Here is a 12109-nt window from a genome sequence, read left to right as displayed (position 1 = left end):
TGTGCTCCTCGATCAGGCCTGGCAGCTGGGGCACCAGTAGAGCTTGCGCGCGCCCATCTCTTCGAGCAGGATATGGGTTCCGCAGACCCGGCAGGGCAGACCCTCCCGTTTGTAGACCCAGTGCCGGTCGGCACGGGAGGCGAGCGCTCTGCGCTGGCCGTCGGCGTCCAGCCCGTCCATCGTCATCATCTGACCGGTCTCCACGCCGATACGGAGCAGCTTCGCCCAGTCCTGCCAGAGCGCACGCACAGTATCTTCCGGCACGAGCTTCCCCGGGGTGTGCGGGTTGAGCTTCGCCCGGAACAGGAGTTCGGCGCGGTAGACGTTGCCGATTCCGCTGACGACGCTCTGATCCATCAGCAACAGTCCGATCGGTGTCGGCTTCTTGCGCACGGTCGCAACGAACCGGTCTTCGACGGCCGAGTCGTTCTCCAGCAATGGGTCGGGGCCGAGCTTTGCGATCACGGCGGCGACCTCGGCCGGCTCGAGCACCTGGCACGCGGTCGGCCCGCGCAGGTCGGCGACGGCGGTGTCGCTCAGCAGTCGCACACGCACCTGGCCGACGGGCTCCGGTGGAAACTGCGTCAGCTCTTCGCCCACCTTCTCGGACTCCGCCATGCGAAGCCGACTCCTCCGCGGAGCCCCGATGCTGTGTAGAGAGTTCTCCCCCGCGTCGTCGAGCACCGTTCCGCGCTGGTTGGTCTGACCCATACGGCCATTCGCCGAGGCGATGGTGGGGTCAACCGTGATCTCACCGGCGAAGTCCCATGCGCCGTACATACCCAGGTGAACGCGCAACCAGAGCTCGTTGTCGAACTCGAGGAACATCTGTTTGCCGACGGCGCGCGCGTCGATCATCGTGCGGCCGTCGATCCTCCGCGCATCCGCCGCGAACCGACCCTGGGGGAGGAGACCGCGACGCGGTGCCCCACGAAATTCTGCGCGAACTGGCGCGCGATGCGATGGACGGAGTGGCCCTCGGGCATCAGCGGTCGACGTTCTTACCCGCGATGCCGCCGGTGGCCTCGAACTCGGCGAGCTGGGCGATCCGTCGCACATGCCGCTCCTCCAGCGAGAACGGCTCGGCGATGAATGCGTCGATGAAGCCTGTCGCCTCTTCGACGGTGTGCTGACGTGCACCGATAGAGATGAGGTTCGCGTCGTTGTGCTGGCGCGCGAGCTGAGCGGTGCTGAGGTTCCAGACCAGGGCGGCACGGGCGCCTTGCACCTTGTTCGCCGCGATCTGCTCACCATTGCCCGAGCCGCCGAAGACGATACCGAGTGCTTCGACACCCGCCTGCTGATCGGCGACGACCGCCTTGGCCGCGTTGATGCAGAAAGCTGGGTAGTCGTCGATCGGATCGTAGCTCTGCGGCCCGTGGTCGACGACCTCGTGGCCGGCGGCCGCGAGGTGCTGTTGAAGGTGCGTGCTGAAGTCCAGACCGGCGTGGTCGGTGGCGATGTGGATGCGCATGATCTCCATTCTGCCGCAGCCTCAGCCGTGCGCTCGTCTAGGGTTGATCAGTGGACACGATCCGCCAGAACATCCGAAGGAGTCAGCGTTGCCCGGAGAAAACCTCACCCGCGTCGAAGCCCAGGAGCGCGCGTCGCTCATCAGCACCACCAGCTATGACGTGAAGCTTGACCTGACAACGGGTCCGGAAACCTTTCTGAGTGAAACGACGGTGCGGTTCTGCGCCACGGCGGGGGCGTCGACGTTCATCGACGCGATCACCCGTCAGGTGTACTCCGTGCAGCTGAACGGCGTCGAGCTCGACCCGGCCGTGGTCAGTGACGGCGTGCGCATCCAGCTCGATGGCCTCGCGGCTGAGAATGAACTCACGGTGGTCGCGGAAGCGATCTACACGAACACCGGGGAGGGTCTGCACCGCTTCGTCGACCCGGTCGACGGCGAGGTGTACCTGTACAGCCAGTTCGAGGTGCCGGACTCCCGTCGCATGTTCGCCGTGTTCGAGCAGCCCGATCTGAAGGCCCAGTTCACGTTCACCGTCACGGCTCCGGCGCACTGGACGGTGGTGAGCAACTCCCCCACCCCCCAGCCGACGGATGCGGGCGATGGCAAGAAGACCTGGTCGTTCTTCCCGACCCCGCGCATCTCCTCGTACATCACCGCGCTCATCGCCGGACCGTACACCTCGGTGCACAGCGAGCTCACCAGCCGCGACGGCCGCACCATTCCCCTCGGCGTCTACGCCCGCACGTCGCTGGCCGAGTACCTGGATGCGGACTACATCTTCGAGAAGACCCGTCAGGGCTTCGCGTTCTACGAGGAGAAGTTCGACTACGCGTACCCGTTCGAGAAGTACGACCAGCTCTTCGTCCCCGAGTTCAACGCCGGCGCGATGGAGAACGCCGGAGCGATCACCTTCACCGAGACCTACGTGTTCCGCTCGAAGGTCACCGACGCCATCAAGGAGCGTCGCGTCGTCACGATCCTGCACGAGCTCGCGCACATGTGGTTCGGCGACCTGGTCACCATGAAGTGGTGGAACGACCTCTGGCTGAACGAATCGTTCGCCGAGTACGCCTCCACCCTCGCCACCGCCGAAGCCACCGAATGGCACGAAGCCTGGACGACGTTCGCCGCGATGGAGAAGAGCTGGGCGTACAAGCAGGATCAGCTGCCCTCGACCCACCCGATCGTCGCGACCATCAACGACCTCGAAGACGTGCAGGTCAACTTCGACGGCATCACCTACGCCAAGGGCGCCTCCGTGCTCAAGCAGCTTGTGGCGTGGGTCGGTCAGGACGACTTCCTCGCCGGCGTCGGCCAGTACTTCAAGAAGCACGCGCACTCCAACACCGAGCTGCGCGACCTCCTCGTCGAGCTCGAGGCCACCAGCGGCCGCGACCTGACCGACTGGTCGGAGAAGTGGCTGGAGACCGCGGGCGTCAACACCCTCCGCCCGGAGATCGAGGTGGATGCGGACGGCACGATCACGTCGTTCGCCGTGCTGCAGACCGCGGCGGCGGACTACCCCACCATCCGCCCGCACCGCCTCGCCATCGGCTTCTACAACCTGGTGGACGGCCGTCTCGTGCGCGACCACCGCATCGAGCTCGACGTGGACGGGGAGCGCACCGACGTCGCCGAATTGATCGGCCTGCGCCGCCCTGCGCTCGTGCTGCTCAACGACGACGACCTCGCCTACGCGAAGATCCGCCTCGACGACGACTCCCTCGCCGTGGCGATCGAGCACCTGGCGAAGATCGAGAGCCCCCTCGCCCGCTCCCTCGTCTGGGGCGCAGCCTGGGATGCGACCCGCGACGCCGAGACCCCGGCCACCGACTACGTGCGCCTGGTGCTCGGCAACATCGCGTCTGAGACGGAGTCGACCACCATCCGCACCACACTCGCCCAGCTCGGCCTCGCGGCGGGATCGTACGTCGCGCCCGCAAAGCAGAAGGCGACCGTCGAGACGGCCGCCGACGCCCTCTGGGCCCTCGCCCACGAGGCCGATGCCGGCAGCGACGCCCAGTTCCAGTTCGTCAAGGCGTTCGCCTCGCTCGCCTCCACGGATGCGCAACTCGACACCGTCGCCGCCCTCCGCTCCGGAGAGACGACGCTGCCCGGCCTCGAGGTCGACACCGACCTGGCCTGGGAGCTGCTGATCGCCGTCGCTGCCGGCGGCAAGGCCACCCGTGCAGAAATCGACACTGCACTGTCGGCCGACAACACCGCCAACGGGGCCCAGTTCGCCGCCCAGGCCGCCGCATCCCTGCCCTCACAGGCCGAGAAGCAGGCCGCCTGGGACTCGGTGTTCGCCACCGACACCGCAGCGAACACGATCGTCCGCTACACCGGGCTGGGCTTCCAACGCGCCGCCGACAAAACGGTCCTCGCCTCCTTCGTCAAGCCGTACTTCGAGGCTTTGCAGGGCGTCTGGGAGTCCCGCTCCTACAAGATCGCCGAGTACCTCGTCGCGGGCATGTACCCCGCACCGCTCGCGAACACCGAGCTGCGCGACGCAACCCGCGCCTGGCTCGATGCCAACAAAGAGCCCGCCGCACTGCGCCGCCTCGTCATCGAGAACCTCGCCGGAATCGAACGCGCCCTCGCCGCCCAAGAACGCGACGCCTGATCTTCGGCGCAATGTGAGAACGGCCCACCGCATCCTTCCGGATGCGGTGGGCCGTTCTCATTCTCGCAGAGCGAGCGAGGCTAGAGCGCTGCCTGAACCGCGACGGTGACGGCCGTCGTTCCGCCGAGGATCACGATGTTGGCCGGATTGAACCGCTTGATCGCGGCGACGACCGAGGCGGGCACGCTGGCCGGGGTGACGAGCAGGATCGGCACCCGGTTCAGCCCGGCGGCCGGCGCACCTGAGAGCGCGTCGGGGTAGTCCAAACCGGTCGCGATGTAGAGCGTCGAGACGGTCGAGGGATAGGTGGCCTGAGCGATCGCCACCGACGTGTCGAAACGGTCGGCGCCCGCGAGACGGACGACCTGACTGCTGTACTTCGTCAGCTGCGAGGCGACGGCGGGGTTGATCGCGGTCGTCCCACCCAGCACCACGATCTTCGCCGGGCGCAACCGGACGAGCTCGGCAGCCACTTGCGGGCTGATCGTCCAGGGCTGCACCAGGAGCATCGGGCCGTTGGCCGACCCCGCGGCGGCTGCAGCGCCGCTCAGCGCGTCAGGGAAGTTCCCGCCGGTCGCGATGTACGCGACCGGGACTCCTGGCGCGAAGGTGCTGGCCGAGATCGCCGCGGAGGTCTCGAACCGATCGGCGCCCGCGAGCCGGGTGACCGATCCCGTGGTGTAGCGTGCCAGCGCGCTCATCACGGCTGGACTGATCGCGGTCGTCCCGCCCACGATGATGATCTTCTGCGGTTTCAACCGGGCGAGCTCGACGGCCGTCGGCGACGGGATGCTGGTGGGCGTCACAAGCAGCACCGGGCCTCGGGCCTTTCCGGCAGCCGCACCCGCCGACAACGCATCGGGGAAGGCGGTTCGGGTCGCGATGTAGACGGCCGAGACACCGGGGCTGTAGGTCGAGGCAGAGATCGCCGCACTCGTTCCGAAAGCGTCGGCGCCGGCCAGGCGAGACGTCGGGGCGTCGGAGATCGTGGAGACCGGCGAAGCGAGTGCCTGCAGACCGGCCTGGGTTCCGTTGAAGACGTCCTGGTCGCCCGGGAAGACTCCGGCATCGGCCCACTGCCACATCGTCCAGTTGGCCCACCCTGCGGGAAGTGTTCCCGGACTGTTCGTCGTCGAGCTGGGGTAGCGCGCGATGAAGAGCGGATCGTTCGTGAACGCGGCGCTGTTCCCCGTGCACGTCGTCCACCAGTCCGTGGTGGTGTAGATCGCCGGGTAGCGCCCGGTGAGACTCAGCATCGTGCTGGTGAAACTGGAGATCCAGGACACCATCGCTCCTTGCGACATCCCCCAGCACGTGCCGGTGCCGTCGGTGCCGTACTCGATGTCCAGCAGCGGAGGGAGTGTGCGTCCGTCGTTGCTCCAGCCGCCGCCGTGCTGAACGAAATAGGTCGCTTGGGCCGCCCCGGAGCTGTCGTTCGGATGAGCGAAGTGGTAGGCGCCCCGGATCAGCCCGGCATTGTAGGAGCCGTCGTATTGCTGACTGAACTGGCTACTGGTGTAGTCGGTGCTCTCAGTCGCCTTCACATAGGCGAACTTCGCGCCGTTGGCCGCGACCTGCGCCCAGTTGACGTTGGTCTGCCAGCCGGAGACATCCAGTCCTGGCAGTCCCGATGGAGCGCCAACCGCCGCGGCAGCCGCCGCGAACCGCTTGACTCCCGACCCGCTCTGCGTCTGCGCTGCGATGGTGGAGCCCATGGCGTGGTCGCCGACGGCGTTCTGCTCGCTGAGCGAAGGGTTGGGCTGGACATCGCCGGTCGCGCTCGTGGCCGAAGGCGAATCGGTCGGGATGGCCGCGGCCGATGCCGACGACTCCACCCCGAACAGGCCGAGCACGACAGCGAGGGCTGCCGCAGCCACGGAGAGTGTGCGGGTGTTCGTGTTCATGAGACGGTGGTTCCCCAATCGGATGGTCCACGTCCCATGATAGGCACACCCCTTAAACAGGCTCCGGCCCCACACCGCCGCCGGGTCGAGAACCCCGCGCAGGCGCACGTCGTACTTCGGTACGACCCGCGCCGCCGCGAGAGCGCACTGTAGGCGATGGCGCAGCGCTCCGAATCCTCAATAGAGTCGACACCATGATCCAACTCACCCGTCTCACCAAGACGTACGGCGCCAAGACCGCCGTCAACGACATCTCGGCGACGATCCAGCCGGGCAAGGTCACCGGCTTCCTCGGGCCGAACGGCGCCGGGAAGTCCACGACCATGCGCATGATCATGGGTCTCGACCGGCCCACGCATGGCACCGCGATCGTCAACGGCAAGCGGTATGTCGAGCACAAGTCGCCCCTCACCGAGGTCGGCGCGTTGCTCGATGCGAAGGCCGTTCACACCGGCCGCACGGCATACAACCACCTGCTCGCGATGGCGGCGACCCACGGCATCCCGAAGAAGCGGGTGCACGAGGTCATCGGCCTGACCGGCCTGGATGCGGTCGCCGGCAAGCGTGTCGGCGGGTTCTCGCTCGGCATGGGCCAGCGCCTCGGCATCGCGGCCGCCATGCTCGGCGACCCGGCCACCCTCATCCTCGACGAGCCGGTCAACGGCCTCGACCCCGAGGGTGTGCTCTGGGTGCGGCAGTTCGCCCGTCACCTGGCCGGCGAAGGACGCACGGTGTTCCTCTCGTCGCACCTGATGAGCGAGATGGCGCAGACCGCCGACCACATCATCGTGCTCGGCCGCGGACGCATCCTCGCCGACGCCCCCGTGCAGGACATCCTCGACGGCGCCACCCGCAACGCGGTGAGGGTCCGAAGCCCGCAGCTCGACGAACTCGTCCGCGCGATCCACAGCTCCGATGTGACGGTGACCGGTGTCGAGAGCCAACTCATCGAGGTCAGCGGTCTCTCCGCTGCCCAGATCGGCGAGGCCGCCGCCCAGTTCGGCATCGTGCTCCACGAGCTCACCCCCATCAATGCCTCCCTCGAGGAGGCTTATCTCGCCCTCACGCAGGACGAGGTCGAATACCGCACGGAGGTCTCCCGATGAGCACCGCAGTCGCCCCGCACACCGCCCATGCCTCCCTCGGGCACCTGACGTTCCCGCGCGTCGTGCGCTCGGAATGGATCAAGCTCCGGTCGCTCCGCTCGACGTTCTGGACGTACGCGATCGTCTTCGTCCTCGGACTCGGAATCACCTCGCTGGTCGCCTTCAGCATCCCTGCCACCGTCGCCGATCAGATGCCGGCCGCCGTGAAATCGACCTTCGTGACGAGCACAGCCTCGTTCGGAATCTACTTCGGCCAGCTCGCGGTGGCCGTCCTCGGCGTCCTCGCCATCAGCGGCGAGTACTCCACCGGGATGATCCGCTCGTCGTTCGCCGCCGTTCCGCGGCGCACGCCGATCTTCGTCGCAAAGTCGATCGTGCTGTTCCTCAGCTCCTTCGTCGTGGGCGTGGTCACCACGCTCGCCGCATACGCGATCGCCGCCCCCGTGCTTTCGAGCAAAGGCTTCACTTCGGACATCACCGCCGGAACGGTCTGGTCGATCCTGGGCGCAGGCCTCTACCTCGGGCTCGCCTCGGTGTTCGCGCTCGGCCTCGGCACGGTGCTCCGCGCCGCAGCCGGTGGGATCGCCGCCGCACTCGGCGTGGTGTTCCTGCTGCCCATCATCGTGAACCTCGTGCACAGCCTCACCAACATCGAGTGGATGGGCAAGGTTCCGCAGTACCTGATCAGCAACGCCGGTCAGGGGCTCGCCGGATCGAACAACGCCGGCCTCGAGCCCTGGCAGAACGTCCTCATCGTCGTGGCCTGGACAGCCGTGTCGTTCATCGTGGGCGCGATCTTCCTGAAGCGCCGGGACGCGTAGCGTCACCCGATGAGCACTGACCCGATCTCCCCCGGCCGGACGACTTCTCCGGCCGGGGGTGATCTCTTGTTGCCGCGACCCCCGGGGTCGTCCGGCGGTTCCTGACCGCGCATCCCGTGTTCGTCGACTCGCTCGTCGCCGGCGCCTACCTGGTTCCCACGCTCATCGCCGGCGTGCTCAGCATGGTCTTCGACCCCAGCTGGCCGACCGGCGTTCGCCTCGCGCTCGCGGCACTCGCCGGCGCGTCGCTCTTCCTGCGCCGCCAGCACCCGCAAACCGTCTTCATCATCGCGATGGTCTTCCTCGTGGCCGATGTGCTCCTCGCACACGACATCGACTTCATCCCGGCTCTCATCGCCCTCTACGCGCTCGCCGTCTACCGTTCGGCCCGGGCCGCCTGGATCGGCTTCGCCGTCTTCTCCTTGGCGACAGCGGGCGTCATCAGCCTGAGCGTCATCCTCGTTCAGACCACACGGTTCGACCCGCTCGACAGCACACCAACCCCCTCGATCATCTTCCTCGTGCTCGTCGCCCTGTTCTGGGTGCTGATCGGCAACAACGTCGGAGGCCGGCGGCGCTATCTGCTCGCCCTGATCGACCGCGCGCAGCAGCTGGCCCGCGAACGCGACCAGCAGGCGGTGATCGCCGCGGTGGCCGAACGCAGTCGCATCGCGCGCGAGATGCACGACATCGTCTCCCACAGTCTCACCGTCATGATCACGCTCGCCGACGGTTCTGCCGGCCTCGCGACATCCTCGCCCGATCGGGCCTCGGATGCGATGCGCCTGGTGGCCGAGACCGGCCGCTCCGCCCTCGACGACATGCGTCGCCTGCTCGGTGTCCTCCGGGCGACCGAAGGGGACGGCGCAGTTCGTGAGCCGCAACCCGGTGTCGGCGAACTCGGCGAACTCGTCGAACGGTTCCGGGCCGCCGGCCTGCCGGTCCGCATCACCGTGGCCGGCACGCCGCCCACCGACACCGGCCAGCAGCTCACGATCTTCCGGGTGGTGCAGGAAGCGCTCACCAACGCCCTCCGCTACGCCGCACTCGCCTCCGTCGTCGAGGTGACCATCCAGTTCACGGCCCAGTCGATCACCATTACCGTCGACGACGACGCCGCCCTGCACGGAGCACCCGGCCAGGGTTCCGGCCGGGGCCTTCTCGGTTTGAGCGAACGGGTCGGCCTCTACGGCGGCACGCTCGTCGCCGGGCCCCGGAGCACCGGCGGCTGGCGACTGCGCGCCGTGTTCGAAACCATCGCATCCCGCACCATTCCCCCGCCGATCCAGGAGCGACCGTGACCGATCCCACCCCCATCCGTGTTCTGCTCGTGGACGACCAGGCGCTGGTGCGTCTCGGTTTCCGCATGGTGCTCGAGGCCGAGAACGACCTCACCGTCGTCGGCGAAGCGGCCGACGGTGAGGCCGCCGTGCGCCTCGCCGTCGAGACGCGCCCCGACGTCATCCTGATGGATGTGCGGATGCCGCAGGTCGATGGCATCGAGGCGACCCGACGCATCGTGACGGCGAACCCCAGCGCGCGCATCATCATCCTCACCACATTCGATCTCGACGAATACGCGTTCGGAGGTCTCCGCGCCGGTGCGAGCGGGTTCCTACTGAAGGATGCGCGACCCGCCGAACTCACCTCGGCCATCCGCGCCGTCGCCGCTGGGGATGCGGCCGTCTCTGGCCGAGTGACCCGCACGATGCTGGAGATGTTCTCCGACCGTCTCCCGGCCATGGCGTCCTCCACCGCGCCCACCGTCGACCCCACAGCGGCGCTCACGCCGCGCGAGCGCGAGATCCTCCTCGCCATCGCAGAAGGCCTCTCCAACGGCGAGCTCAGCGAGCGGTTCTTCCTCACCGAGTCGACCGTGAAGACCCACGTCGGGCGGGTGCTGGCCAAATTGCAGCTGCGAGACCGCGTTCATGCCGTGATCTTCGCTTACGACCATGGACTCGTCGACCGGCCCAGCCCCCGCCAAGGTGACGCTCGCTAGGCTCGTGTGCATATGTTGATGGCAAAGACTGATTTCTGGAGCGGCCTCGGCTTGTGGGCTGTCGACGCGGGATGGAAACTGCTGACCTCGGCACTGATCGTGATCGGGGCGGTGCTTCTCAGCTGGGTGCTTCGCATCGTGATCCGCCGGATCGTGCATCAGATCGTCAGCGGGGTGAAGAAGAACCAGAATGTGACGGACACGCAGGCACTCGTCGCATCCCCTCTCGCCGCCGTGCGCGTCGTGCAGCGCACGCGCACGCTCGGAACCGTTCTCTCGAACGTCGTCAACGTGACGATCGGCATCGTGGCGATCATCCTCGTGATCACCACGATGGCCCCGGGCGCACTCACGTCGTTCGCCCTGCTCACCGCCGCGCTCGGCGCCGGCCTCGGTTTCGGTGCACAGAACATCGTCAAAGATGTGCTGAACGGCCTGTTCATGGTCATGGAGGACCAGCTCGGCGTCGGGGATGTGGTGGATCTCGGTGCCGCAACCGGCGTCGTCGAGGCCGTCGGCATCCGCGTGACCCAGGTGCGCGACGTGAACGGCACCCTCTGGTTCGTGCGCAACGGCGAGATCCTGCGGGTGGGGAACATGTCCCAAGGCTGGTCCCGGGTGATCATCGACCTGGCCGTGCCCTACGACGCCGACGTCGAGGCCGTCGAGGCCACGATGCTGGAGACGGCGACGACCCTGGCGACGAGCCCGAAATGGCGCTCACGCATCCTGGAGAAGCCGGAGATCTGGGGCTTGGAGTCGATCTCGGCCGACGCCATCGTGCTGCGAATCGTGATCAAAACCAGGACGACGGCGAAAGACGACGTCTCCCGCGAGCTCCGTGCCCGTCTCAAGACCGCTGTCGACGAGATGGGGGTCAAGCTCCCCTCGCTCTCCGCCATCGTGCTCAGCGGCTTCGACGGCGCAGCCAGTGTGGCCGGGGCGAAGCCACCGCGCACGCGCCCGACCCCGGTGGTCGAGGATCCGCCGAAAGGTCGCAAGGCGCGGGCGGCCGCGAAACGCGCCGCCACCCCCGCCGATCCGCGGGCGATGAGCCTCAAGCCACCGGTCACCAAGCCACCGGTCACCAAGCCACCCGAGGAGTGATGTGAGCATCCCCACCGACCCGCAGACCCCGAACATCGTGCCGCCGAGCCGAGTCGTGTTGCGCGACGGCGAGAACGGCGCCGGAGTCGAGGAGACCTTCTTCGACCAGATCGGCGGGCACGACACGTTCCGTCGCCTCGTCGACACGTTCTATCGCGGTGTCGCCGCCGACCCGGTGCTGAAGCCGATGTATCCGGAAGACGACCTCGGCCCCGCCGCCGAACGGCTCACGCTCTTCCTGGAGCAGTACTGGGGCGGGCCGGGCACATACAGCGAACACCGCGGGCACCCCCGGCTGCGGATGCGTCACCAGCCGTTCAAGGTCAACCCCGATGCCCGCGACCGCTGGCTCACCCATATGCGCAGCGCGGTCGACGCGCTCGAACTGCCCCCGCTGCAGGCCGAGACGCTGTGGGCCTACCTGGAACGCGCCGCCTTCGCGATGGTGAACACCTTCGAGGAGTGAGCCTCTACCGGCGCGATTCGACCGCCAGAGCGCGGATCGTGCGGTAACAGCCCAGCGCGCCGAACGCGAGCGCCAGCAGGATCTGCGGCAGGTAGGTGCTCCACAGCTGGGCGTTGGTGAAGATGTTCTGCCAGTACAGTCCCCAGAACTCCGGATCCGTGAGCGCCTGGGTCAACGGGATGTCGACGAACCTGGCCGCATCCGTGAAGATACCGGCGAGCAGACTGAGCACCACGGTGACCACGATGATGCCGAGCAGCGCCCAGAAAGCCGCCCGCGTCACCCTCGCCTTGGAGCCGATCCGGTAGAGCCAGACGGCGCCGAAAGCCACACCGTACGAGACGATCGACGCGATGAAGCCGATGTTCCAGAGGAGCGCCCAGAGCACCATCCCCACCGGGATCACCAGCAGCGCCAGCGCGAGGCCCCGAATCACCCGCTCCGACTCCGGCAGCATCGGCGCCAGCAGCGCGCCCGTACCTGCGTCGTCATCGTGGGCGTCCGTCACGGTCTCCCTGTCCTCTCCCGCGCCGGGCTCCACCGCCACGACGCGCCTCACAGCATGGCATGAACCGGTCCCGGTGCGCGCATCCGCTTGCC

10 protein-coding genes and 1 pseudogene are annotated in these 12109 nt (G+C 67.6%); 7 read left to right on the top strand and 4 right to left on the bottom strand.

Features of this window, described 5'->3' with window-relative positions; all coding sequences use genetic code 11:
* Positions 1-12 precede the first annotated feature (12 nt).
* A pseudogene (locus tag K5L49_RS01900) lies at positions 13-986 on the bottom strand (Fpg/Nei family DNA glycosylase).
* On the bottom strand, positions 986-1474 hold the full coding sequence (locus K5L49_RS01895) for a ribose-5-phosphate isomerase (RefSeq protein WP_223690343.1): 489 nt from the start codon (positions 1472-1474) through the stop codon (positions 986-988). The pseudogene K5L49_RS01900 and the gene K5L49_RS01895 overlap by 1 nt, the downstream one beginning before the upstream one ends.
* A gap of 88 nt (positions 1475-1562) precedes the next feature.
* Here K5L49_RS01895 and pepN point away from each other — a divergent pair, with 88 nt between their 5' ends.
* Positions 1563-4103 (top strand): aminopeptidase N, encoded by a 2541-nt coding sequence (pepN, locus tag K5L49_RS01890; protein WP_223690342.1) that lies wholly within the window; start codon positions 1563-1565, stop codon positions 4101-4103.
* 80 nt (positions 4104-4183) lie between these two features.
* Here the strand turns inward: pepN and K5L49_RS01885 are convergent, their stop codons facing one another.
* Positions 4184-6007 (bottom strand): cell wall-binding repeat-containing protein, encoded by a 1824-nt coding sequence (locus K5L49_RS01885; RefSeq protein ID WP_223690341.1) that lies wholly within the window; start codon positions 6005-6007, stop codon positions 4184-4186.
* Positions 6008-6201: 194 nt separating this feature from the next.
* Here K5L49_RS01885 and K5L49_RS01880 point away from each other — a divergent pair, with 194 nt between their 5' ends.
* The 6 genes from K5L49_RS01880 (at position 6202) to K5L49_RS01855 (ending at position 11509) form a co-directional block, all read left to right on the top strand.
* Positions 6202-7113 (top strand): ATP-binding cassette domain-containing protein, encoded by a 912-nt coding sequence (locus K5L49_RS01880; protein ID WP_223690340.1) that lies wholly within the window; start codon positions 6202-6204, stop codon positions 7111-7113.
* Complete coding sequence (locus K5L49_RS01875) at positions 7110-7934, top strand: ABC transporter permease subunit (RefSeq protein ID WP_223690339.1); 825 nt, start codon at positions 7110-7112, stop codon at positions 7932-7934. Before K5L49_RS01880 ends, K5L49_RS01875 begins: the two co-directional genes overlap by 4 nt.
* A 116-nt stretch (positions 7935-8050) precedes the next feature.
* Positions 8051-9235 (top strand): sensor histidine kinase, encoded by a 1185-nt coding sequence (locus K5L49_RS01870; RefSeq protein ID WP_223690338.1) that lies wholly within the window; start codon positions 8051-8053, stop codon positions 9233-9235.
* Positions 9232-9936, top strand: coding sequence for a response regulator (locus K5L49_RS01865; protein ID WP_223690337.1), 705 nt, complete (start codon positions 9232-9234; stop codon positions 9934-9936). The genes K5L49_RS01870 and K5L49_RS01865 overlap by 4 nt, the downstream gene beginning before the upstream one ends.
* A gap of 18 nt (positions 9937-9954) precedes the next feature.
* Positions 9955-11043, top strand: a complete 1089-nt coding sequence (locus tag K5L49_RS01860; RefSeq protein WP_374107668.1) for a mechanosensitive ion channel family protein — start codon at positions 9955-9957, stop codon at positions 11041-11043.
* Positions 11044-11101: 58 nt separating this feature from the next.
* Positions 11102-11509, top strand: a complete 408-nt coding sequence (locus K5L49_RS01855; protein WP_223695220.1) for a globin — start codon at positions 11102-11104, stop codon at positions 11507-11509.
* Positions 11510-11513: 4 nt separating this feature from the next.
* On the opposite strand, the gene K5L49_RS01850 is transcribed toward K5L49_RS01855, so the two are convergent.
* Entirely contained in the window at positions 11514-12017 is a 504-nt protein-coding gene (locus K5L49_RS01850) for a hypothetical protein (RefSeq protein WP_223690335.1), read from the bottom strand.
* Between the last annotated feature and the right edge of the window lie 92 nt (positions 12018-12109).

Origin of the sequence: Leifsonia poae (assembly GCF_020009625.1) — a bacterium.
Classification (GTDB): domain Bacteria; phylum Actinomycetota; class Actinomycetes; order Actinomycetales; family Microbacteriaceae; genus Leifsonia; species Leifsonia poae_A.
The sequence above is the reverse complement of the archived record's forward strand: the minus strand, read 5'-3'. Positions and strand labels throughout refer to the sequence as shown.